The organism is Pelorhabdus sp. sgz311001 (genome assembly GCF_055901755.1).
The window spans coordinates 129,187-153,883 of the sequence record NZ_JBVXUT010000008.1 but is presented as its reverse complement, the minus strand read 5'-3'; the positions used below and the strand labels follow the sequence as shown (position 1 = coordinate 153,883).

The following is a 24,697-nucleotide window of genomic DNA, read 5'->3' as shown; positions in this document are numbered from 1 at the left end:
ACTTATCCATCGTTTAGTTTTCAGAGAGCCGCTACCGAAGCAGCTTAGATAGTTTACCATCTTTCGAACCAGTTTGTCAAGCACTTTTTTCAAAGTTTCTTTTTTAACCGTTTCGCCTTCGTTTTTAGAAGCGATGATTCTTTTCTGTTTTCGTGTCGCTCAGCGGCGACTTGTATATAATAGCACAGCCAATTCACTTATGTCAACACTTTTTCGCAAAGTATTTTTAAGTTTTTTACAAAATGAATAGCTTGGCCAAAATTAATAGAATAATCCCTGGTATCCCTAAAAATCCAGCAATCAATGCCGTAATAGGATTCAATGCCAAGGTAAACCCAAAGTGAGCACCGACAAAGTTAATTACATAAAGCATAATGCCACCGATAATTGCATTGTAAATCAGTTTAAAAACCAATCGAAGCGGCATGAGGAAAATCTTGCCAATAAAAAAAATCAAAGCAATGCCAAATAAATAGGCTAAAGCAACATTGAAATCTAATCCGAGCGCAGCCATGAACTCACTTCCCTCGCTATTTTATCTGCTTGTTACTATTGTAGCGGAGAAAGTGTCTTCTGTCACCTTTCTCCTAATACTTCCATGGCGGAGAAATCTTTTCAGCGAAATCTCGCAGAACGGCCGTTTGACTAATCGGCAACACACACAGCCCCTCCAAGCGGGCCTGCTTTAATAAGTAGCGGTATTTTATTTCAGCTGCTTTAATCGAGAAAATCGCATACTCAGTCAAATCCGGGTCATGAACAAATTCAAAATACCTTTTTGCTCGTAACCATTCCTCTTTAGCGCCTGCCAACAATCTGACCTCATCAAGCAAAGGATTCTTCCTCGGCTGCTTCAATTCCAAGAAAACAAGAATTCTTTCCCACCAAGCTTTCATGGCACCCCCTCCTGCTACACTATATGGTCAGCACGTCCTGATTATACATTTGTCACAAAAATAAACCTCAGGGCTTCCTTATAAACGGAATCCCTGAGGTTTTTACATTTCACGTCGATTTTCCAGCGCCTTTGATAAGGTCATTTCATCAGCATAATCAAGATCGCCGCCAACAGGCAGGCCGTGAGCAATACGAGTGACTTTAATCCCCAACGGTTTTAGCAAACGCGATAGATAAAGCGCTGTCGCCTCGCCTTCCACATCAGGATTTGTCGCTACAATGACTTCTTGGAAAGATTCCAGCGAAAGCCTAGCTAACAGTTCTTTGACTTTGATTTGTTCTGGGCCAATGCCTTCTAAGGGGGATAAAGCACCATGCAATACATGGTACTGACCATGATACTGCCGCGTCCGCTCCATAGCCCCCACGTCACGCGGTTCTTCTACAACGCAAAGAATTTGTTTCTCCCTAGACTCATCCTGACATAACAAGCAAGGGTCCTGATCCGTCAAATTATAGCAGCGTGAGCAGTAGCGAATTCTCTCTTTTGCTTCCATAATCGCCTGTGCCAAAGCAAGAGCCTTTTCCTTATCGACAGCTAAAATATGATAAGCCAGACGGGTGGCAGTTTTCTGCCCGATGCCCGGCAATCGTCGAAACTGTTCCACAAGTTTGGCCAGAGGAGCCAGTTTTTGCATGTCTTACAGCATTCCCGGCGGTAAATTCAACCCGCCAGTCAATTTACCCATTTCCTGCGCCATCATATCATCGACCTTTTTCAAGGCTTCATTGACAGCAGCTGTAATAAGATCTTCCAGCATTTCAACATCTTCCGGGTCAACTGCCGAAGGATTGATTTTAATGGATTGAATTTGTTTTTCCCCTGTTACAACAACAGTAACTACACCGCCGCCAGCAGAAGCCTCGAGCGTACGCTTTTTTAATTCATTCTGCAGTTTGCCCATTTCTGCTTGCAATTTCTGCACCTTTTTCATCATGGCACCCATATTGCCCATGTTTCCAAACATCTAGTGATCCTCCTTAGGATTTTCTTGTTTTATAACTTGACCGCCAAACATTTGCTTGGCCTTGATTAAAGCCGGATGATCCTCCTGCGGTCCAACAGCCTCTTGCGACTTATCAGCAGCAGGCGCCGACTTAACGGGTACAGCTGCCTCACTTTGCAAGACACAGCGAAGGACGATAGGTCGCCCAGCTCTTTGGCCTATGATGTTCTCGATAATCGAGCGATAATCCTCTTTTTGCGTCCGATCTTTCGGAAAAGCCGAAGCAAAAGCTATAATGGCGCCTTCTTGACTCACTTCAACTAGTTTCCCCTGAGCCACGCAGGCATGAACCGATCTTTTCCCCTGAGCGATTAGTTCTTTAAGCACACTATCCCACAAAGCGTCCAAATTATGCAGGTCAATAGGCTCCGCCACTGAAACCGTTTCTTTTGACTGTGCTTTTGCCTTAGGCTCAGTTACTGGGGCAGCAGCAGGCAAATCAGCCGAATTAGAAACAAATTGCTTTTCTACTACAGCCGCTCGCTCCGGCGTCTGACGACTAGGCCCAACGTCGATCGCCTGTTTTTGACCGCGCGACGTAAAACCAGACTGGCTCTGACGAGCTATTGGCGTACTGTCGACACCTTGGTTATGCAAAGCTCTTTCTAATTCTTCAACCCGGGCCACAAGCCCAGCTAAAGTTTGCTCTTTCCGACGACACAGCGATAAAAAGGCCATCTCCGCATCAAGACGCGGCGTATTCGATCGTTTCGCCCGTTCCCAAGCCTCCTGACACTTTTCAATAACCTGTATGACTTCCTCTTGCGTAAAGAGTCGACCAAGTTCAATGAGATGGTCTCGATTCCCGCCGAAATGATCATCAATCATCTGCGGTGCTGCTTGATATAACAGCAGATTGCGGGAGTACACTGCTAATTCGGCTAATAATTGACGAACATCCTTACCTGCCGTTAAAATTTGATCAAGCGTTAAAAAAGCAGCTTCCATCTGGCAGCTGGCAATCTCTTGTAGCAAAGAATATATCCAGTCATCACCGATTAGGCCTAATAAATTCCGCACATCCTCTGGTAGAATCTCTCCATCTACCATCACACTGCACTGATCGAGAACACTTAAAGCATCACGCAGTCCGCCTTCAGCATGAACCGCAATCAGTTTGAGCGCCTCATCATTCACGGCAATAGCGCTTTCTTGCGCCACATGGCGCAAGTGAGTCATTAAATCAGTCACTTTAATCCGATGAAAATCATAGCGTTGGCATCGCGAATGAATGGTAGCAGGAATTCGATGCGGCTCCGTTGTGGCTAGAATGAACACCACATGAGCCGGAGGTTCTTCCAATGTTTTTAACAGCGCATTGAATGCTTCTTGAGTCAGCATATGTACTTCGTCAATAATATAGACTTTATAGCGGCCTTCCGCCGGTGCAAATTTAACGGTTTCACGCAAATCGCGAATCTCGTCAATTCCACGATTGGAAGCAGCATCAATTTCAAAGACATCCATTGAGCTATTCTGATTAATCTTTTCACAGTTGGAACATTCATTACAGGGATTCGCTGTCGGTCCATGCTCACAATTTAAAGCTTTGGCTAAAATCTTAGCAGTACTTGTCTTGCCTGTACCGCGAGGCCCGGTAAACAGATAGGCATGAGTGGTCTTCCCTGTCTCAATGGCATTTTTTAGAGTTTGGCTGATATGTGTCTGGCCCACTAATCCGTCAAAATTATAGGGCCGCCACTTGCGGTATAAAGCCACATAAGCCATAGGAACACCTCCTTCTTACTACTGAAACCGTTTTTTCTTTCTTCGCGTTTATTTCTCAGTTTTCCTCTCTAAACGGAAATTTACTCCGTCTAGCAAAGACAAGTTATTTTTATTGATAAAATAAAAAAACAGCCAACAAGGCTGTTTCTTTATTTTGCGACCGCTATTTTTAACGTCGGACTACGATCCCTACAGCAGGCACCCTTGCGGCACATAACAGGGATCACTTATCGCTGCTTCCTTCCGGACCTGACGAGGTTCATGAGCTGCCATTGCGCAAGACCCGCCATAAAAACCGTAGCCCGACCTTAAAAATAACAAGCCGTCTCTCATTAGGCTAAAAAAGCCTTTATAAATTATCAGCGATAACTTATCAAGGCTCACTTTGTAAATATGGCGGAGAGAGAGGGATTCGAACCCTCGGTAGAGTTTCCCCTACACACGCTTTCCAGGCGTGCTCCTTCAACCACTCGGACATCTCTCCGTTTGCTCTACAGACGCAAGTAATATTATATAGCACAAAAATCAAAAATGCAATAGGTTATTTAAAATTCTTGTTATTTAAAATTTTTACAAACAACTTGATTCCTACCGCGCTGCTTTGCCAAGTATAGTGCCTGGTCAGCCCGCACCAGTAAATCTTTTAATTCCAAACCTTCGGCAGGCACCACCACTGTCAGTCCAATGCTAATCGTAAGCATTGGGGAAACTGGGGAAAAGGGGTTTCTAATCTCTTGCTGCACCACAGTTTTTCGTACTTTTTCTAAAATATCATACCCATCAGCCATAGAAACCTTTGGCAACATGGCTACAAATTCTTCACCGCCATAGCGAGCAAAAAACCCATCATAGGGCTTTAACACTTTGCGAACAGTTCGAGCAATGCGCTGCAGACAGCGATCCCCTTCGACATGTCCGTTCAAATCATTATAATACTTAAAATAGTCGATATCGATCATGGCTAATGCCAGCGGCTGGCGCTGCCGTTTTGCCTTACGCCAGGCATTTTTTAAATAATCATCAAAACTGCGCCTATTAGGCAGGCTTGTGAGACTATCGATCGAAGATAAACGCTTCAAACGCTCCATGACCGCTTTATGATACAAAGAAGAATAAATATAAGTCAGCTTGCTAATTGATTCTGCCGTAGCCGAGCGTGGCGGACTGACTAAAACAGTAACATTCGGCGGCAAATCCGCACCAAAGCGAGTATACAAAGCGCTGCCAGGCCCAACATAGGCAATGCCGCCAATAATGCAAGTTGCACCTTGCAATAAAGCAACAGCCCTGTCATGATCGATCTCATCATAGGGGAGAATTTCATAGTGCAAATTATTCAGTCCATAGCGAGTAATCCGATCCACTAAAACGCGCGTTCCTGAAACACTATTATTAAAGATAAGAACCTTTTCCCCAGCGTCAATCCGGCTCAATCGCAAAAAATATTCCGTAGGCGAAACTAGAGTTAACGCAGCTACTTTCTCCGGGCCAAAGGCTATTTCCATTTCTTCTTTACGATTAATTAAACAGACATATAAGTCAGCTGGCGGCGCCTGCCGATAGTTGGTCACATCAGCCGTCATAATACGAGCGCCGCCACCAATAGCTGATACAACGACCTGTTTAATTTCTGTTACATTTGCTGCGTTGGCCCCAATCACTAAAATTTTAATGGCTGCCACAATTATGCTCTCCTTAGTCCACGGCGATTTCACTTATTATTATTAATTTTCCCGCTTTTTTCGCAATTTCCTGCCCTTTGCTACTGAAAATCCCCCTAAAACTGGTTAACAGGATTTCACCGAGGCAGCACGAATTTATTATTCTAATTATGCCCATAGATCGTAAGGAGGTTACTATGAAAGACTGGTTTCTCGCAATTCGCCCTTGGACGCTAACGGCGTCGCTTGTACCGATTTCTCTCGGCACAGCCCTCGCCTTTACAGAAACGAAACTGTTTCTTTGGACTCATTTTTTTGCCGCCCTCGGCGGCGGTATGTTACTGCAAATCGGCGCCAATCTTTTAAACACTTACAGTGATTATGTAAAAGGCGTCGACACCATCGCCTCCGCTCACAGCTGTCCGCAATTAGTTACCGGCACAATGACACCACAAGCCATGCAACAAGCTGCTCGTTTAGCAGTGGCCCTTGGTACGCTGCTCGGTCTTTGGCTAACCTATGAGTGTGGTTGGCCGATTGCGTTTTGCGGCTTGATTGGTATAATTGGCGCCTATACCTACACTGGCGGACCTCTCCCCTATAAATACCGCGGTCTCGGCTCCATTTTCGTATTTTTTCTGATGGGACCGCTCATGGTCTGGCCTGCCTATTATGTGCAAACAGAAGTGCTATCCTTCTGGCCAATCATCGCTTCGCTTCCCATATCCTTTCTCGTTGCGGCCATCTTGCACGCCAATGATCTGCGTGATTTAGAAGATGACAAAGAAGCAGGCATTCAAACCTTGGCGCTCTTTCTTGGCTTAAATCGGGCCATGGCACTTTATTTCTTCTTATATTCCGCAGCATTCCTCTCACTTGCCGCACTCATCGCTGCTCAGTTGCTACCGTTAAGCGCCGCTTTTACATTTCTCTTGGCGCCACTGGCAATCAAAGAATTGCACAGCGCCCGACTCGCCTGGCTGGGTGATCGGACACGCATGATTTTTCTCGTAAAAAATACAGCTTCCTTCCACGGAAAACTGGGCCTCTTATTAGCCTTTTCAATTTTTCTTCACAACTTCAATTCCTTGTAAGCTGCTTATAAAAAGCAGCTTTCTTTTTTTGCCAAAAATGTGAAAATCAGCTTATAATAAAAGAAGTCTTAGTCTGCAAGGAGGATCTCCATGAGCTGTTATACCATATCACCAGAGGTAGCTTCCGTATACACCAAGTTAAAGAATGATCCCAGTATCACCACAGGCATCGCTTTTTTAGAAAGCGACGCCACACAAACAGTCGCTAATCAAAAAACCTTAACGGAAATTGCGGCGCCCCCCTTCGCGGAATCAACTCGCGCCGCTTATTATTTAAGTCAATTGAAGCAATTAGGACTAACAGACCTACAAGCCGACTCAGAAGGAAGTGTCTTTGGCACCTATAAGGGCTCAGGTCAAGGACCAACCCTATTTGTCTCGGCCCACCTTGATACAGTTTTTCCCGCTGATACAGACGTAACGGTCAAAGAGATTGACGGTCGTCTGTATGCGCCAGGCATTGCCGATGATGCTCGCGGCCTTGCCGCCATTTTAACAGTCATCCGTGCGCTGCGCCAAAGCAACATCGCCACAGAGGGCGATATCATTTTTGGCGGAACAGTAGGTGAAGAAGGTCTCGGTAACTTACGCGGCGTAAAAAACTTCTTTGCACAACAAAAAAACATCGATGGGTTTATCACCATTGACGGAACAAGCCCGAATCACATCACTTACCTAGCTACAGGCAGCCGTCGCTATGAAATCATTTATCACGGCCCTGGCGGCCATAGTTTCAATCACTTTGGGCAACCCAGCGCCACCCATGCTCTGGGGCGAGCCATCTCTAAGATTGCCAATCTCGTACCGCCGACAACACCTAAAACAACTTTTACAATCGGCACAATCACTGGCGGTACCTCCATTAACTCCATTGCCGAAGAAGCCAGTATGACTGTCGACATCCGCTCTGACAGCGAAGCAGAATTGAAGAAACTAGAAGAGAATATTATTGCCTTTGCGGATAAAGCTGCCGTAGAGGAAAATCTCCGTTGGAACAGCCAAGACCTTACTGTCCAGCTTAAACTCATCGGCGATCGCCCTGCCGCCAGTCAACCAAAAGATTTGATGATTGTCCAAAGCGCGTGGGCTGCTGCCGACGCCTTGCAGTTAAATCCCGCTTTAAGTTCAGCTGGCAGCACCGATGCCAACTACCCCATGAGCTTAGGAATTCCTTCGCTGCGTCTGGGCGGTGGCGGCGACAGCGGTCAAGGGCACTCGCTTGGCGAATGGTTCGACCCTACTAACGCCTTTTGGGGTCCTCAAACCATTTTTCTTACCGTACTTGGCCTCGTAGGTGTAAAAGATTTAACGGCCCCGCTGCTACCGCACCGTTAATAATCCAGACCTTACGTATACAAAGAAGCCGGACGACAGATTAAATCTTTCTGTCGCCCGGCTTTTTCTATAGAATCCGCTCCAAGCAGTATCCTTAGATTTTATAAACCCCTCACATCAGCTACGCACAAGTTTTCTTTGCAGCAGCAAAAAAGTTCTATATTGAAATTTTAGTCTAAAAGATATTTACATTGATGGGTAGGTCTTTCGCATCGGCAAAGACTGTGCAGAATTCATCCACATAATGGGGATCAACAAGATATATCCCCTTCGCATCTTCGACCCACTTGGAACGTCCTTGCAAATCATGAATTGTATAGATTGTCATGTTCATCCCGCCTTTCAATTTATATTGATGTTCTTTCCTTACTTTTATAATAGACCAGTCGTCTATAAAAATCAAGAGAAATTTTTATAAAAAAATAGACTGTCTCACTTAGCGAAAAAATCAGCATACATTGTGGTTTAATTTACGTACTCCTCACAACATATGGTAGAAACTTCTCGCACTGAAACAGCCCATTTCTCAAAACTTTATCAATACTTTTTCTTACGAGGCTCGGTCAATCACTTCTTGATATTTTCCCCGCACATCCTTTACGGTTTGAAAAAAGACCTCTAACGGCGTAAGCTTTTCCGTACTGGCGCTCAGCATGTCCTGACGCAATAGCTTTGCGTCAAAAACCCGATAAAAGCGTTTTTCAACAGTCATATCATACGTATCAGCATTATCTTTGGAACGTTTGGCAACAAGTTCTGTAACTAACACATAGTCACAACCAGCTTCACGGGCTGCTATAATTGCCGCCTGATCCGACGAAGCCGCCTCCCCAAGAAAATAGCTTGGTAAAAACCGACTTGCTTCTAATTGCAGCATTTCTACCATATAAGGCTGCTCGCTCTGTAATTTTTCCGGTAGCGCGGCGCGAAGTGACGCAACATACACAAGCGGACTGCCCGCCACAGTTCGCTGCTTAGGATAAAGCCTTCCCGCTGTAACAGCCGCTTGCGCTCTAGCATCAAAATAACGCTTCAACGCAAGATCCATATACAAAGTAATGTCATGAGGCGAATAAAAAAAATAGTCGGGAACATCGAAATGCAACTCACGACCAAACTGAACATAGCCGCCAGGAATATCCCTAAGAACAGTCGGAATCGGATCGCCTTGCATGGTCACGCGTAACAGCTTAAGTTTAGACCCTATTATCCGCTTGAAACCCTCATTGCCTACTGCTGGCGCACCAAAAGTAATCACGCGAATCTGGCTTGGCTGTATGCCATCAGCAATCATTTGCGCACCGCCTAGAGTAGCCACGGCACCGCCTAAACTATGGCCGACAAGATAAAGCTTTTGATCAGGATGATCTTTTAGATCTTGCAAAATGTCATTAGCCGCTCCAAGGGTCTGACCAAAGCGAGCTTTTTCCGCCGTCTGCTCATATTGATAAAAGCCCTCATGGACAAGGGGCTCATCATTTTCCACCTTAGCCGCATTAGAGTTAAGGGTCTTATAAGTTTCTGGGGCAAAAGGAATCTTGCCCCAACGTAAGTCAACACTAATATCTGAACTATTTTCCGTCCCGGTGACAGCAATTAAGTAAAAGGGTCTAGTCTCACCGGGAAACTGTTTTTTGGCAAGAAAGAACCGCGCATCAGCGTCTTTTCCTTTATGTTCATAGGGAATAATATCCCAGCCTTCTTCTTCTAGGGCTTTTATCGCCATAGACCCATAGCGGTCATGGTAAGCTGCCAAACAAGCGGCAGCGGCAATAAACGTTTCGTGAGCCTCAATATAGTTTTTTAAATCCTCTTTTTTTTCTACTTTCATGAGTTTTGCCGGATTTTCATCAAAGACAAGTTTCGCCCGCTCGGCGCTAGCAGCAGTCGGCAAAAGCAGTAAAACACAAAGGACTACAAAGATCTTTTGCCGCCAAAAACAGACCTTACCCATGGCACCACCTACTATCGCAAATTTATTTTGCCTATAGTATAACACACTATTGACTCGATAGTCAGACGATTTGTGTTAAATAAACCTCCCTAATACAAATCAGATTTCGACAGGTATAGAATGGGTCTCACGCGAATCACAAAGCGGCATGTCTGGCTTAACGGCCAGCCAAGCAACTACGCCAACTAAGGCAAGCGCCGCTGTATTTAAAATAGCCGCCTGCCAACCGTAATTGGTGGCAATCCAGGCCGTTAATAAAGGCGCCGCCGCTCCACCTAAATTCCCCCACAAATTCATCCAGCCAGAAACGGAACCAGAATACTCACCGCCAATATCAATACAGGCAGCCCAAGAAGAACTAAAGGTAAGACCTAGCGAACCTAGCGACAAAGTAAGCCAAAAAAGATTCCAAAAGGGACTTTGCGCCAGTGCTCCAAGATACAGGGACAAGCAACAAAAAGCGAGACCGAAAGCGGCAAAAATTGTCCGCGACTTGGTTTTTGATACTCCAGCCACGACAAGCTTATCACTCATAACACCTGTCGATAAAGTTACAATACATAATGCAATCCAGGGAAGCGATGCGGCAAACCCCATGCTAGTAAGAGAAAATCCTCTGGCTTCCATCAGATATAGCGGCAGCCAAGCTAAAAAAACGTACATAATATAGTCAGTTACGAAAAATTGGATACCAATAGCCCAAAACTGCGAGGACGTAAAAAAGTCCTTCCAGGGAGCTTTTCGCTCTGAAGTGTTTTTCGTTTCTCTATCACCTTCAATATATTGAGCCTCAGTCGGACTCACAAAGCGGCTGTCGCGCGGTGATTCTCTGACAAAATACCACCATAATGCCGCCAACAACAGCCCCATTAAGCCAAACAAAACAAAAACAGACCGCCAACCCAGTTGCAGCATCAGGAAAACCGTAACAGCTGGGCCAATTACCGGCCCAATAAACATCCCGCTGAGAAAACAAGCTGAACCTCGGCCTTTTTCGTTTACAGTGAACCACTTATAAATAAACCGGCCAAAAGAAGGAGCCAAGGGCCCTTCGCCAATACCAAAAAAAACGCGCATGGCGGCAAATGAGGCGAAGCTGTTACAAAGCCCCGTTAACGATGTGAACAGTGACCAAAAAGCAACGGCTACCGTAACGACAGAGCGACAACCGAAACGTTCCGCTAACATCCCGCCCGGAACCTGCATACAAGCATACCCCACAAAGAAAGCCGTCTGAAGCGCCCCCATATCGAGCTTACTAAAACCGAACTCCTGCATAATCGCTGGCGTTGCCACAGACAAGTTTACCCGATCCATATACGAAATAAAACTAATCGCAAACATAATTAAAGCTAAGCGCCACCGGAAATTTGTACATTCTTGCATGTTCTCCCCATCCCTCTCATTAATTAATCGTTCCGTAATTAATCATTCCGTGCCAATTTTGCCAAAAGACCTTCTCTTTTTCTTCGTACCAAACGGTTAGGGTGTTTGGACTTCAAAGAAAAGAGAAGGTCTTCGTAAATCAAAAAACCTCTTGCCTCAGTAAGAGGCAAGAGGTTACTCTCGCGATACCACTCTTATCATATCTATTCGCTAAAAATAGATATATCTCATCAGGTCTAACAACCCTAGCAATATAACGGTTGCACTCATAAAGAGCCGTTCCGGCGCAGCCTACTTAAAGTTCAGCTTTGCAGTTCAGGAGTGACGATTGTACTGTTTAGCTGCCGATTCGCACCAACCATCGGCTCTCTGAAGCTTACTAGGTACAACTATTTCCTTCATAACTTTTAAAAAAGAATTATGAAATTGTTTTTGAAAAATTGTAACATTGTAATTTACTATTACAGTATACAAATTTACAAATATTTTGTCAAGACTCTTATGGATCTCTAGCACTACTTATTCTGACTGCTGTATACTAAGATTGTAAACTTATATATTACACACACTAAGGAGCTGACAATGATGCTTACTATTGGCATACTTATTTTTCCGCAAGTAGAGGAACTAGACTTTATTGGCCCTTTCGAAGTATTAAGTTATGTAAATAAAATCCGGCCTGACAGCGTAAAGGTTCTCACCATTGCCGCTGAAAAAACACCACTACGCGCTTTCAATGGCTTGCATATTATTCCCGATGAAACGCTTGCCTCCTGTCCCATCCTTGATCTGCTTGTAATTCCTGGCGGCAAAGGGCGCATCACTGCGATGAAAGATCAGGAACTACTTGCTTTTATTCAGTCGCAAGCTAAAACGGTAAAGTATCTTACTTCCGTTTGCACTGGTGCGTTTTTTCTAGCCGAAGCTGGTTTGCTAACAGGAAAAGCGGCGACAACCTATCATACCGCCTTCGACGAATTAAGCCGCTATTCTGTTCAGGTTTTAGATCAGAAAATTGTTCATTGCGATAAGATCATCACGGCAGGCGGTGTCAGCTCCGGTCTGGAACTTGGTTTCTATCTGCTGAAACTGCTCTTTGGCCGAGAAGTTGCTTTAGAGGCTGCCAGAAAAATAGAATATACCCTTGATGTGTCCCTGCTTGACTAGATAAAACTGGAGGTGCTGCTTATGGAGAGTCTTTTAACAAGTGGTGCATTGCAAGATTTAGCTGCTATTGTGTTTATTGACTTGATTCTTGCGGGTGACAATGCGCTAGTCATTGCCTTAGCCGCCCGCAACCTTCCCGCGCAATATCAAAAGAAAGCGATCTTCTGGGGAACCCTAGGCGCCATTGTGATTCGAGCCATCTCGACCTTGCTGGTTGTCTGGCTGTTACAGCTTCCTGGTCTGATGATTCTTGGCGGTCTTTTACTGCTACTAATTGCCTACCAGCTTGTCACTGATACAAAAACTCACGAAGTTTCAGCAGCGCCAGACTTCATAGGCGCAATCCGTACGATTATCATTGCCGACGGCGTCATGGGCATTGACAATGTCCTAGGGATTGCTGGCATTGCTAAAGACAGCATAAGCACTGTCATCGTGGGCATTCTCATTACGATCCCAATTATCGTCTGGGGAAGCACCTTCTTTATTCAGTTAATTGAGCGCTTTCCACTGCTGCTTTACGGCGGCAGCGCTATTTTAGCCTGGACGGCCGGTGGTTTATTCTTCAGTGACCCGCTCACGGTAAAGTTTGCACCACAAGTTTTGCTCACCCAAGAAACTCTGACAAGCCTCATCATCACAGCCATCATCCTAGCTTTAGCTTGGCGAAAAAATGCTAAGACAATTGCAAGAAACAAAAAAGAACAAAAATAGCAAAGAAGGCAGTCCGACTAAACACTACGGACTGCCTTCTTTATAACTGGATCAGGCCTGCCAGGTCCTAAGCGTTCAAAGTGGAGTTATCTGTCCCTGTCGCCTTGCCTGTAGATGGTAACTCTACTTTATACCAAGTCGCATACAAGACAGGCAATACAAGCAGTGTTAACACAGTAGCGCCAAGCAGACCTCCTGCAATCGCTACTGCCATGGGCCCCCAGAAAATACTTGATACAAGGGGAATCATGCCCAGAATCGCAGCTGCCGCTGTAAGCAAAATAGGCCGGAAACGAATCACCGTGGCATTAATAATGGCATCCCACAAAGATTCGCCTGCCGCCAGCAGTTGATCAATCTGATCCATCAAGATAATGGTATTACGCATAATGATCCCTGATAGAGCCAATATACCTAGTTGCACGACAAAACCCATCGGACTATTGGTTAGCAAAAGTCCGAAAGCTACTCCAATAATTCCTAGTGGCGCCGTCAAAAGAGTAAGAATCATTTTAGGAATGTTCTGCAACTGAATCATCAAGAAAATCATAATAGCTATGATCATCATTGGCACTGGTTCAGAAAGAAACTTCGCCGCCTTGATGCTCGACTCTTTGGAGCCGTCATATTCTATTTCATAGCCTAAAGGCAAATTCGCTCGCAAATCCGCCAGATCCTTATAAATCTGCTCAGCCACATCATCGCCAGTAGCACCAGGCCTAGTCTCAGCCTGAACTATGATCATGGGCTTCAAATCACGGCGATAAATCAGCCCTTCTTCCGCATCGAAAGAAATTTTTGCAATCTGCTCAAGCGGTACATATTTGCCATTGCCAATATAAACGGTAGTATTTTTCAATCGTTCAGGATCATTGCGATCCTGTCCGTCAAACCGAAAGACCATGCTGACCGTCTTATCTTTCTCGCGAAACTCAGTAATTGGCGCTCCTGACAGCTGCGCCTGCAGGGAGTTTGCTAAGGACTGCGTTGTAACACCAAGCGCTCTAGCCTTATCTTGATCAATCGTTAAGTGCACAATCTTACTTTTTTCCACCCAATTTAAATTTGTATTTTTCACATTGGGATTTTGGGCCATAATTTGTTCCATCTGCTGGGCGATTTCTCGCACCTTGTCAACGTCATAGCCTTTTACGCGAAGCATAACCGGATAATCGGCCGAAGGTCCGTTCGCAATCACTTTCGTATGAACACGAACACTAGGAAACTGCTGCGCCAAATTCTTCTCCAGCTTCGCCCGTAAGGCATCACGCGATTTGGCATCTTTGGCCACAATCACAAACTCGGAAAAGTTTGGTTTATTAAAAGTCGGTTCAAAACTCAGCACAAACCGCGGCGCTCCCTCGCCAACATGATACGTATAGTAAGAGATATCGCTCTCGCCTTCTAAGGACTTTGCGACCTGACTGGCTACGTCTTCCGTGTTTTTCAGCGAAGCGCCTTCTTGCAGCTTCAACTGCAAAATCAGTTCCGGCCGGGTAGAGCTAGGGAAAAATTCCTGTCTAACAAATCCGAGAGCGCCCACAGCCACAAAAAAAACAGCAACAGTCGCAACAAGAACCGTTTTGCGATGATACAAGCACCAAATGAGAACTCGCTTAAAGGCGCGATAGAGTTTCGTATCATAAATATCATGCTCATTTGCCGCGTTTGCCGCTGAATGCGGCTTAACCCTGATAAAGAGATAGCCGAGCAGCGGCGTTACTGTACCCGCAACAAGCCAAGACGCCATCAATGCAATCGCAACGACCGTAAAGATGGTCATACAATACTCTGAGGCGCTCCCTTTGGCAAAGCCAACTGGAATAAAGCCAGCACAAGTCACAAGTTCCCCAGTCAAGCGGGGATAGGCTGTGGAAGAATAAGCAAAGCAGGCGGCGTTAAAGCGACTCCAGCCCTGCTCCAGTTTTACCACCATGGTCTCAATCGTAATAATCGCATCATCCACAAGCAACCCTAAGGCAATGATTAAAGCCCCAAGCGAAATACGCTGTAAGTCAATCCCGAAAAGATTCATGCAGGTAAACACCACAGCGATCACCAAGGGAATGCATAAAGCCACGATGATGCCTGACCTCATGCCCAAACTAGCAAAGCTAACGGCAAGAACAATAATAATCGCTTCAGCAAGCGACTCGACAAATTCATCAATCGAGGTTTCCACCACTTTGGGTTGATTGACTGTTTGATGAATTTCCAACCCTGCTGGTAGCTCTTTTTTAATTCTCTCCACTGTTTTTTCTAAAGTTTCTCCCAATACAAGGATGTTCCCGCCTGGTTCCATCGCTAAAGAAATTCCGATAGCTGGCGTACCATTATAGTAAAATTTAGGATCGGTCGGTTCGGCGTAAGCCCGGCTTATTTTGGCAATATCGCCAAGACGAATCGTTTTACCATTGGCTTGAAGCGGCGTATTGCGGATATCATCAAGATTTTCAAACATACCGGTAATGCGTAAATATAGGTTGTCAGAAGCAGTTTCCAACATTCCTGAAGCATTCATAGCATTTTGCGCCTGTAAAGTGGACGTGACAAGGCTAGGGGTAATTCCGAGCTGCGCCATTTTGTCATTTTCAATTTCAATATAAATTTTTTCCGTCTGCACTCCCAGTAGGTTTACTTTTTTTACGCTGGGGACATCCATTAAAATGCGACGGACTTTTTCCGCTTTTTCCCGCATTTCCTCATAAGTATAGCCATCGCCAGTAAGAGCGTAAACCACGCCGTAAACTTCATCAAAACGGTCATTAAACTGTGGCGCCATGACCCCTTCCGGCAAAGTGGAAACAATATCATTGACCATATTCCGGGCTTCCAGCCACTTGCCGCGAATTTCCGCCTTGGGTACCGTATCTTTTACGTTGACGTAAATTACGCTATATCCTGGAGCGGAATAACTCTGAAGATAATCAAGCCCTGGTAAATCCTGTAGTTTTTTCTCCACTTTATCAGTGACCTGATCCTCGATCTGCCTAGCTGTAGCTCCCGGCCAAGCCACAGTGACAACCATTTGTTTAATCGTGAAATCAGGATCTTCCATGCGCCCTAAATTCTTATAGGAAACAAACCCAGCAATAAAAAACAAAGCGATAAAGAAATAAATGAAGTGCTTGTGATTTAGCGCCCATTCCGTCAAATTAAAATTCTTCACAGCGAATCACCGCCTGCTTTAACCTGTTGTCCTTCTTTGAGCTTATGAACGCCAGCAGTTACAATCTGATCCCCTGCTTGCAGTCCGCCAACGACTTGAACAGTGCCATTACCAAAGTTGCCAATCTGAACTGGACGAAGCGTTACAATATCATTTTCCACCACCCAAACCTTGGGAGTATCACCATCTTGGTAAATTGCGGCAAGCGGAACCGCTACAGTCTGTTGCACCGAATCACCTAGAATCGTAACAGCCGCCGTCATGCCCAGCTTCATCGCTTCCGGTGGATTGGTAACACTAATACGCACTTTAAAAGTCCGCGTTGTTGGATCAGCCATTGGTGCAATTTCACGAACTTGTCCTGCTGCCGTAACACCAGGAAGCGCCCAGAAAGAAATTTGAATCGTTCCGGCGCGCCGCAGCTCTTCCACACGATTTTCGGGTACACTAATTTCTATTTCGCGTTCGCCGTCCTGTACGACTGTAACCACAACCTGTCCAGCACTCACGACTTGTCCGGCTTCCGCCGTAATGGCTGATATAACGCCAGATTTATCCGCCTTCAGATAGCTATAATCTAACTGATTTTCGCCTTGGACATATTGCGCCGACGCTTGCCGTACTCCGGCAACCGCCACGTTATAAGCATTCACATACTGGTCATATTGCGCGCGGCTAATCGCGCCTTTATCTAAAAGCTGTTGGTAACGATTCAAATTACTTTCCGCCAAAACCCGCTGTGACTCAGCGGAGTAAACTTGCGCCGAACTGCTGTTAACAGTCTGCTGCAAATCACGGCTGTCAATCTGCATGAGTATATCGCCAGCCTGAACGGCGCTGCCAAGTTGCACATTCCGCTTGATAATCTTGCCGTTTACTTGAAAGGCAAGCTGACTTTCATAGCGCCCCTTCACTTCACCAGCATAAGTATAGCCTTGCGCCGCCCCATTCTTACCAATCACGGCAGTACGGACAACTACAGCCTCTTCGCTTACAACCTGAACTTGCTTATGCTGGGACCACCAAAAGAACCCGCCGCCAATTATGCCTAACCCAATCACCCCTGCGCCAATGATCGAAAGGCGTTTTTCCTTCTTTAATACTTGTAAAAAATCTAAATTCATGATTCCCAGCCCCTCTATTTATGTATTATAGATCTGATAAAAACTGTGTTGCCGCTAACTCATAGATAAATACCTGAATCTTTGTCGGCAATTGTTTCAGTTCAATTCGTCCGACGCAGCGTCCCTCCCATTCCCATGTCGTTTTAATATCTAACACAAGAGTCTCAACTTTGTCTAAAGGCAGATCTAAATCAGCTGTAACAGGAATTCCGGCAATGACGGTAGACATCTTTTCGTACCTCCTCTATTTTCTTGTCGTAATGCAACAGGTCAAGTTTATCTATTAATTATTTGACTTAAGTCATTTAATTGGTAAAGAAAAGCCTTTTGATTGTCTAGCGACTTTTACAAAAGGTGAATTGTACCAGGTTTGGCTCCCACAATCGTTTCAATCAGTTTCTCTGACAGGGAAAACTGCGCTGCCCGTTGCTCCTCTGAGTAGTTTTCGTAAAGACTTTCCATTAAAGAATCTAAAATACCATACAGCAAGTTCGTCGCTGCCGACAAATGAGGAATGGAAAAGCAGCCTTGCTCCTGTCCTTCCTGTAAAATCTTCCGAAAAATCGGATCCATCAGCATCTTGCCTTCTCTTGATAACTTGTCCATAAAATGAATCGTTTTTTCATTATATAAGTACGCAAACAACAGACCATCAGGTAATTGGATTCCCTGAAACAGCGTTTTCATCGTAATGGCCAGTTTATCAGCCGGATTCATCGCTTGTTGCGTAACGACTTGACTGACTTCCCCTAATAAAATAGCAATATGCCGATTCAAAAGAGCCTCTAAAATTTCTTCTTTAGACTTAAAATAATAATAAATTGTCCCATGAGCTACGCCCATTTTTTTCACAATATCGCCAATTGAAGTCTCGTGATAGCCTTTGCTATAAAAAAGCGGTTCAGCCGCCTCTAATATTTCATTAATACGTTTTTGTGGATCTTGCGGCGGTCGCGCCATACGTAACACCTCATTAATTGACTTGATTCAAATTATAAAATATTTCCTACGCCACGTCAATATTAAAGTATTTTTAAATTTAACTTTAATCTTTTTATAAGAAATTTCGTTTATTCTTAGAGTAAGTACCATAATTTTATATAATATGACACTCCAAACTGATAGAAACATATTTTACAAATATATTATTACAAACAAATTTATGGTTTTTCATTATGAAGGAGGGTTATCAATGGTTAGCAATGTATCCCTAGAAGCAACTACATCTGCCGCAGTACAACCCGTGCAAAATTCCGTTACAACAGAAGCGACCAAGAAGACAGAACAAAAAACGTCAACTCCGGAAATTTCGCCAGCTTATTCTGTAGAAATTAGTCAGGAAGGAGCTCAACTTAGCGCTGACAGCTCGAACGTCGTGCAAACAACTGCAATAAGTCAAAGCAATTCTGATACCAAAGTAGCCTCGTCTAATGCGACGGAAGCCAAAGCAGCGCCGCCAGCAAAACCACCGACCCAAATAGCCAAAAGCAGTGATGATAGTAGCTCTACTACCGCAACAAGTAGTGATTTATCACAGTACAGTGAAGCGCAGTTAGAACAATTGCTCAGTCAGGGGAAAATTTCTGCTAGCGACTATAACACGGAAATCGCCAAACGACAACAAGAGCAAGCTTCTACTACTGCAAGTAATACAACAACTGACTTGATCAGTTCACTCACTACACCTGTCAATCAATAATTTTAGAAGAGCCAATAAAATTTTTCTTATAAAAGCTAAAGAGTTGCAACCGGAAAACGCCGGCTGCTAAAACTCTTTAGCTTTTTTACTACCATCATATAGGGCTTTCACTAGCATCACTTCATTGCCGCATTGATTATAAAAAATTTGATCAGACCAACTCATCATAATCAAAATACCACGGCCGTGCTCTGTTTCACTAACCAGACTAAGGCCAGTTCTCCCTAGGGAGTCGGCTAGGATTGCCACAGCCTGATTGCCAGCAAACCCCCTGCCGTTATCTTTGATCCGAAAAACTAACCGCTTTCCCAGTTTGTTCATCTTTATGGTCGCTGCCGTTCCATGCTGTAGCGCATTGCTCAGCGCTTCATTTAATATAATCTCAGTTCGTAAAATCTCCATATCATCAAGCCAATCACTTATTGTGAGCAGATCCTGTAAGATATCTTGCACTTGTCCCCGCGGCGTCTGCCGTGATATAAAAAAAACCTTAGGAAATACATTAGCAGCCACAATCGTTCCTCCCCTTTTACTCCTGTTGCAATCTTTCCAACAAAAAAAAGACAGCCGCGCGGCTGTCTAAGAACATCTTCGCTTCTAGTAACTTAGCAGTCATAGGCAAAGATCATGGCAAAAAACACAACAAATCACATTTTACGGGAAAATAAATACTAGGGATTTAAATAGGGTAAACATTTAGCAACTAAATATAGTGTACTCCTGTTAGAGATTTTCGACTATTGGTAATCAAAACAAAAATACCATCATAAAGCTGTAGCGGCGACACAATGTCAAACTTATTCCATTTGAATCTTTTGAATTTTCCACATGCGCATATAAAGGAGTAACAGACAGCGAGTTTCAAAATGATCTAGCGATAAATCAAGCACTTTCTCAATCTGCTTTTTACGCCAGAGCACAGTATTATAATGAATAAATAATTTATTCGCAACAACCTTTAAATTCTCATCCTCTAAAATGCGCTCTAAGGTCATAACGAGTGTTCCATCATGGCTTGCATCATATTCGTACAACTGCTCTAGCTTCGTTTTATATCCATTCGATAAGGGATCTCCTTTTAACAGTTGCACAGCAATTCCATAGATGCCCAGCTCATCAAAGTGATAAATTTCCTGCCTTGCCAAAGAAGTTGCTACTAGCAAAGCACTATGAGCTTTATTATAAAGCACCTTCAAATTAAGGGGAGAATCCGATAACCCCGAAACACCTACTAAAAATTGTGTGCCGGGAAACTGCGCTTGTAAGGCTTCCGTTAAATTTTTAGCATATTCCATTTGTTCCTGCTTGTGAAAACACTGCTCCATTTTTTCGGGAACAAGACAGAAAAGATCCGCCCCAGAACGCCAGGACCATCCAGCGACTGCCTCAAAAAGCCACCCAACGATACGCTGCATCAGACCAGAAGCTTCCTCTTGACCGGAAAAAGTAAGGCGCAAAGCAAAACAGCAATAGCGAACATAAGGATCAACCCCGTAGTAAGTAAGTTGCTGCAACGTATATTCGTCGGCGTAAGAGCCTTTCACTAAATCATTAAAGAAATTGCTCCGCTTGCAAAGCTGATCAGCAAGTAGCAAATCTTTCTCGGCTTGCTGAATCTGATCTACGCTCGCTTTTTGCTTTGTTACATCCTGCATCGTTCCATAAAGTCTGACAAGTTTTAATTCCCGGGAAAACTCAGGTATCCACCGGGAATGAATCCAGTGAATTGATTGGTCTGGCCAAACAATCCGAAAATCGAGCTCAAAGGGCTTCTGTTCCTGCATTCGATAGAGACGCTTTGATACCATATCTACATCTTTCGTATAAATCCGCTCTTTTAAAAGAGCTAACTCAGGCGTTGTAGTTTCTGGCAACGACCAAATTTTATAAACTTGTTTCGATAAATAAAGTAATCTCTGCCTCGCGTCCCATTCACAGTAGCCTACCTTAGCCATCGCTTCGGCTAATAGCATTTTTTCCCGTATCAGTCTATTATCATGGGCCAAATTAAGCAAAGAAGCTTGTTCCTGCGTACATTGACGAGCCTGTTTAAATTCCGTAATGTCCTGAATGGATACCCAGAGACCATCTGCTTCAATCTCCACTTTCACTCTATGCCAACACCCTAAAACCAACTCATCACTTTCCTGCTGAAAGGATCTTTTTTGCAGAATAGCCTTGCTGTATTGCTGATGAAAAGATGGCTTTTCAGAAATTGTTTCTAAAAAGCTTTTACCAACAAGCGCGCTTTTAGGATAACCGAACAATTGCGCGGCGGCTTCATTCAGATAGACAAAAACAAGTCGTTCATCGAGAAAAAAAAAGACATCCGTTATATGCTCCGAGGTTTTTGTCATCTACGCCTTGCTCCTTATTTACATAATTATCTTCATTGTATCTGGTTTCTCTTATTATAGCTATTAGACTAAACTATAAAAATGAGCTTCTACTATTGTGTTTCATTTACAATGGTGCCAGCTCAGCTTCGCTGTTTCGCGAAGAAATCCCTTTAGGAAATGTTTTCCCTCTACACAAAAACCGCCTTGGACACTCTTCCTTTCACAAGAAAAGCGCTGCCCCAAGGCGGTCTATGTGTAGCATAGCTTAGTTACGATTCCTTATCTTGTTCTAACTGCTGCAAAATTTCCAGTTTAGGCAATGGGCGACTGAAAAAATAACCTTGAATTCGATCACAACCACAAGAGCGAAGATATTCGTACTGCCTTTCTGTCTCGACGCCTTCTGCCACAACTATGAGTTTCAGCGCGTGCGCCATAGCAATCACCGAATAAACCAAAGGTTCCTTGGCTAACCCGTCGGCAATCGAGTCAATAAACGATTTATCCATTTTCAATTCGTTGACAGGCAACTTTCGTAGATACGTCAAGGAAGAAAAACCTGTTCCAAAATCATCAAGAGATATGCCAAATCCCTTGGCTTGAATCCGGCGCAGTTTTTCGCTGCTTTCTTCAATACAACCAAGCAAACCGCTTTCCGTAATTTCCAGCATAAGTTGCCGCGGCTCAATCTGCGCCGCTAACGCCGCTGCTTCTACAATCGCCTCAAAAGCATCATCGGCCAATTGCCGCGGCGATACATTAACAGAGATTTTATAATCGGGAAATCCTTGATCAGCTAGCACTTTGGCAAAACGACAAGCCTCCTCAAGCACCCATTTACCAATGAGCAAAATCTGCCCGCTTTGTTCCGCTACTGGAATAAATTGACTAGGCGGTACTTGACCAAGTTGACGATTATACCAACGTAATAGTGCTTCAAAACCAACTATTTTCCCAGTTTCGGCTTCAACCTGCGGCTGGTAATGAAGAAAAAGCTCCCCTTTGTCCACGGCACGGCGCAGTGCTGTTTTTAAAATCATATTTTCATAAGTAACGCTTTGCATTTTCGCCTCATAAAAAAACCAACAATTCTTACCAGCCTTTTTAGCTGCATACATAGCATTATCGGCATTTTTCAAAATATCAGCAGCCTCCATGCCATCTTCTGGATAGAGAGCGATCCCAATACTGCTTGATAAATGGATTTGACTGTCACCTACCTCATAGTCAACAGCAAGAACGGCTAAAAGCTCTTTGGCCAAGGCGGCAGCCTGAAAGCGATCAGTTTGTCCAGCCTGGAGTAAGACGAATTCGTCGCCGCCAAGGCGCGCTACAAAAGCATCCTTGCTCGCTAAAGCAATCCGCTTTGCCGCCTCGCGAATCACATCATCGCCAAAAGCATGACCATACGTATCATTGACGGTTTTTAAGTCATCAATATCGATGAACATAACAAAACCGCCTTGCTTTTTCACGCTAAGTTCGTGCATCGCTTCCAGTAGCCGTAAGCCTAAGCTCGCTCGATTAGGCAGGCCAGTAAGCACGTCCTGATAAGCCATTCGTTCCATTTCCAAGCGAGTCCGCGCATTCTCTAACGCAACAGAAGCCAGGTCAGCAAAATTCTGCAAAGCGGCCAATTCCGCTTGCGTCACCCTGTAAGGTTGATCAAGCCAAGCAATCTCGAAGAGACCAACAACTCGTTCTTGACACTTTAAGGGCAGCGAAACAATGCTCGTAATCCGATCAAATTTAGCCTTAGAAATTCGTTTTGGGAACACACTATAGTCTTCCACATAAAACATTCGACCTGTCGAATAGACAACTCCAGAAACACCTTTAGTGAGATTGATTTTAGCATTTTTTTCATAAATCGTGCCTTTACTGTAAGCCACTCTTATCGTGTTAGTGCTCTCATCAATTTTAGCAATCATGCCATTTTCCGCCCGCATCATCAGCAGCGCATCATCTAAAATCGTACATAAAAGCTTTTCCTGGTCATCAGGTTTTTGAATGAGGAGGCTAGTAATGGCCTGATATTCCTTCTCGCGAAATAGTAAAGCCGCTTCGGCCTGCTGCCGCTGTGCGATCTCGTTTAATAGGCTTTGATTCATATCATTGAGCGATTCATTCGTAGCAATCACTTCCTCATTCATTGCCACAATTTCCATATTTGCCGCCGATAACGCATTTTCTACTTTTACTCTCTCACTAATTTCTTCTTCTAGGCTGGCATTAATTTCTTGAAGCTGCTGATTTGACTCCGATACCTTCCACTGCTCTTGTGCTAAATTTTTATTAGCTGTTACTAAATTGAGATTTGCTTCATGGAGTGCTCTTGTCCGGCGTTGAATCACGAAAATCAAGCCGATCATGATGAATAAAGCGGTTAGCGTCGTTGTCAAAAAGAATTTTTTTACAGGAGCCATAGCTATGTCTTTGTTCTGAACGGTAACAGCAACCCATGGCGCTGACATTCCTGGTAATTGAATCGGCTGATAATAGCATAAAAAGGACATTCCTGTATCAGTACTATATTCCGCTTGTCCCGTTTCCCCCTGCAGGGCCTTTACTGTAATTTCCTGCAGCTTTGCCGGAATGTTGACAGGCAATTCTTCTAATTTCTGATTACCTTGTTCGATAATTACGTTTCCGCTCTTATCCTTCACCGCAAGCGTCTTAGTGGCATTCTTATAATTGTACATCGCATCAATCTGGGCTCGTTCCGGATGGGCCACCACAGTGCCCTCGCTATCTAAAACAAAAAAGTACCGTCCTGGAATATTAAACGATTCGACAAACTGCTCTAGCATTTCCAGCTTCAAATCCGCCGCAAAAATCCCTACATACTGTTGCCCTTGATAGACAGGGAAATAGATCGATGTTACCGGATAGTTTGCTTTTGTTTCCGTCCCTAATGTTAAAAAAGCTTTACTGACAAAAGGATGATTATCCTTAAGCATTTTCTGAAACCACCATCGCGTAGCGCGATTTTGATTTTCCCCTTTGGCGCGGCCAGTCTGCCAACCATCCGCTGTTTTTTGGATAAAAAAATTATCAATAAAGGGATACCGAGTCAATGCATCCGCTAGAAAAAGTTTTTGCCTTGCGGGATCCATCGTAGTTACTTCACTATTTAGCGCCATTTCCTGAGAAATATTATAGGCATTGGCCACAAAACCTGCTACCTGCGCAGCTACATCACTTGTGTGCTCGCGATTTTCCCGATGGATCTGTTCACTAAAAGCAGTATAAAAGAAAAAATAGACAAAAATACAAAGGCAAAAAAACGCAAATACAACAAACACCGAAAGATGAGGTAGCCGCTTCAGATTATATTTCATTAACGACAAAAAGATCTCCCCC

At 44.2% G+C, this 24,697-nt stretch carries 21 protein-coding genes, 1 tRNA gene and 1 other RNA gene; 5 read left to right on the top strand and 18 right to left on the bottom strand.

All coding sequences use genetic code 11. The annotated features are described in order from the left end of the window. Positions 1 to 235 precede the first annotated feature (235 nt). The 8 genes from AC0MXB_RS17775 to AC0MXB_RS17740 all read right to left on the bottom strand — a co-directional run bounded on the left by AC0MXB_RS17775 (position 236) and on the right by AC0MXB_RS17740 (position 5,374). Positions 236 to 514, bottom strand: a complete 279-nt coding sequence (locus AC0MXB_RS17775; RefSeq protein WP_474041063.1) for a pro-sigmaK processing inhibitor BofA family protein — start codon at positions 512 to 514, stop codon at positions 236 to 238. 73 nt (positions 515 to 587) lie between these two features. Continuing rightward, positions 588 to 896, bottom strand: a complete 309-nt coding sequence (locus tag AC0MXB_RS17770) for a DUF2508 family protein (RefSeq protein WP_474041062.1) — start codon at positions 894 to 896, stop codon at positions 588 to 590. Between the two features lie 102 nt (positions 897 to 998). Continuing rightward, entirely contained in the window at positions 999 to 1,595 is a 597-nt protein-coding gene (gene recR / locus AC0MXB_RS17765; protein ID WP_474041061.1) for a recombination mediator RecR, read from the bottom strand. Positions 1,596 to 1,598: 3 nt separating this feature from the next. Further along, entirely contained in the window at positions 1,599 to 1,925 is a 327-nt protein-coding gene (locus tag AC0MXB_RS17760) for a YbaB/EbfC family nucleoid-associated protein (RefSeq protein ID WP_474041060.1), read from the bottom strand. Next, positions 1,926 to 3,692: a DNA polymerase III subunit gamma/tau gene (gene dnaX / locus AC0MXB_RS17755; protein WP_474041059.1), complete on the bottom strand. Its 1,767-nt coding sequence runs from the start codon at positions 3,690 to 3,692 to the stop codon at positions 1,926 to 1,928. It lies immediately after the preceding gene. Positions 3,693 to 3,881: 189 nt separating this feature from the next. Continuing rightward, an RNA gene (gene ffs / locus AC0MXB_RS17750) (signal recognition particle sRNA small type) lies at positions 3,882 to 3,981 on the bottom strand. Between the two features lie 105 nt (positions 3,982 to 4,086). After that, a tRNA-Ser gene (locus AC0MXB_RS17745) sits at positions 4,087 to 4,176 on the bottom strand. A gap of 73 nt (positions 4,177 to 4,249) precedes the next feature. Next, on the bottom strand, positions 4,250 to 5,374 hold the full coding sequence (locus AC0MXB_RS17740) for a GGDEF domain-containing protein (RefSeq protein ID WP_474041058.1): 1,125 nt from the start codon (positions 5,372 to 5,374) through the stop codon (positions 4,250 to 4,252). Between the two features lie 176 nt (positions 5,375 to 5,550). On the opposite strand from AC0MXB_RS17740, the gene menA reads away from it, so the two are divergent. Further along, entirely contained in the window at positions 5,551 to 6,447 is an 897-nt protein-coding gene (gene menA / locus AC0MXB_RS17735) for a 1,4-dihydroxy-2-naphthoate octaprenyltransferase (RefSeq protein WP_474041057.1), read from the top strand. 90 nt (positions 6,448 to 6,537) lie between these two features. After that, positions 6,538 to 7,782: a M20/M25/M40 family metallo-hydrolase gene (locus tag AC0MXB_RS17730; protein WP_474041056.1), complete on the top strand. Its 1,245-nt coding sequence runs from the start codon at positions 6,538 to 6,540 to the stop codon at positions 7,780 to 7,782. Between the two features lie 175 nt (positions 7,783 to 7,957). On the opposite strand, the gene AC0MXB_RS17725 is transcribed toward AC0MXB_RS17730, so the two are convergent. The 3 genes from AC0MXB_RS17725 to AC0MXB_RS17715 form a co-directional block, all read right to left on the bottom strand. Then, a complete protein-coding gene (locus AC0MXB_RS17725; RefSeq protein ID WP_474041055.1) occupies positions 7,958 to 8,110 on the bottom strand; it encodes a hypothetical protein in 153 nt (50 codons plus the stop codon). A 222-nt stretch (positions 8,111 to 8,332) separates the two neighbouring features. Continuing rightward, complete coding sequence (locus AC0MXB_RS17720) at positions 8,333 to 9,736, bottom strand: lipase family protein (RefSeq protein ID WP_474041054.1); 1,404 nt, start codon at positions 9,734 to 9,736, stop codon at positions 8,333 to 8,335. Positions 9,737 to 9,835: 99 nt separating this feature from the next. After that, positions 9,836 to 11,122, bottom strand: a complete 1,287-nt coding sequence (locus AC0MXB_RS17715) for an MFS transporter (protein WP_474041053.1) — start codon at positions 11,120 to 11,122, stop codon at positions 9,836 to 9,838. Positions 11,123 to 11,704: 582 nt separating this feature from the next. On the opposite strand from AC0MXB_RS17715, the gene AC0MXB_RS17710 reads away from it, so the two are divergent. Beyond that, on the top strand, positions 11,705 to 12,289 hold the full coding sequence (locus tag AC0MXB_RS17710) for a DJ-1/PfpI family protein (RefSeq protein ID WP_474041052.1): 585 nt from the start codon (positions 11,705 to 11,707) through the stop codon (positions 12,287 to 12,289). Positions 12,290 to 12,310: 21 nt separating this feature from the next. After that, a complete protein-coding gene (locus tag AC0MXB_RS17705) occupies positions 12,311 to 13,003 on the top strand; it encodes a TerC family protein (RefSeq protein ID WP_474041051.1) in 693 nt (230 codons plus the stop codon). 67 nt (positions 13,004 to 13,070) lie between these two features. Here AC0MXB_RS17705 and AC0MXB_RS17700 read toward each other — a convergent pair whose 3' ends face one another. The 4 genes from AC0MXB_RS17700 to AC0MXB_RS17685 all read right to left on the bottom strand — a co-directional run bounded on the left by AC0MXB_RS17700 (position 13,071) and on the right by AC0MXB_RS17685 (position 18,256). Continuing rightward, positions 13,071 to 16,172, bottom strand: coding sequence for an efflux RND transporter permease subunit (locus tag AC0MXB_RS17700; protein WP_474041050.1), 3,102 nt, complete (start codon positions 16,170 to 16,172; stop codon positions 13,071 to 13,073). Next, positions 16,169 to 17,296, bottom strand: a complete 1,128-nt coding sequence (locus AC0MXB_RS17695) for an efflux RND transporter periplasmic adaptor subunit (protein ID WP_474041049.1) — start codon at positions 17,294 to 17,296, stop codon at positions 16,169 to 16,171. Before AC0MXB_RS17695 ends, AC0MXB_RS17700 begins: the two co-directional genes overlap by 4 nt. A gap of 25 nt (positions 17,297 to 17,321) precedes the next feature. Beyond that, positions 17,322 to 17,525 (bottom strand): hypothetical protein, encoded by a 204-nt coding sequence (locus AC0MXB_RS17690; protein ID WP_474041048.1) that lies wholly within the window; start codon positions 17,523 to 17,525, stop codon positions 17,322 to 17,324. A 116-nt stretch (positions 17,526 to 17,641) separates the two neighbouring features. Then, on the bottom strand, positions 17,642 to 18,256 hold the full coding sequence (locus AC0MXB_RS17685) for a TetR/AcrR family transcriptional regulator (protein ID WP_474041047.1): 615 nt from the start codon (positions 18,254 to 18,256) through the stop codon (positions 17,642 to 17,644). 232 nt (positions 18,257 to 18,488) lie between these two features. Here AC0MXB_RS17685 and AC0MXB_RS17680 point away from each other — a divergent pair, with 232 nt between their 5' ends. Continuing rightward, positions 18,489 to 18,995, top strand: coding sequence for a hypothetical protein (locus AC0MXB_RS17680; protein WP_474041046.1), 507 nt, complete (start codon positions 18,489 to 18,491; stop codon positions 18,993 to 18,995). 66 nt (positions 18,996 to 19,061) lie between these two features. On the opposite strand, the gene AC0MXB_RS17675 is transcribed toward AC0MXB_RS17680, so the two are convergent. From AC0MXB_RS17675 to AC0MXB_RS17665, 3 genes are all read right to left on the bottom strand, one after another. After that, a complete protein-coding gene (locus tag AC0MXB_RS17675; protein WP_474041045.1) occupies positions 19,062 to 19,508 on the bottom strand; it encodes an ATP-binding protein in 447 nt (148 codons plus the stop codon). A 284-nt stretch (positions 19,509 to 19,792) separates the two neighbouring features. Further along, the gene (locus tag AC0MXB_RS17670) at positions 19,793 to 21,352 is read right to left on the bottom strand and encodes a PAS domain-containing protein (protein WP_474041044.1); all 1,560 of its coding nucleotides are present in this window, start codon (positions 21,350 to 21,352) and stop codon (positions 19,793 to 19,795) included. 251 nt (positions 21,353 to 21,603) lie between these two features. Then, entirely contained in the window at positions 21,604 to 24,675 is a 3,072-nt protein-coding gene (locus AC0MXB_RS17665; RefSeq protein ID WP_474041065.1) for an EAL domain-containing protein, read from the bottom strand. Positions 24,676 to 24,697: the final 22 nt, after the last annotated feature.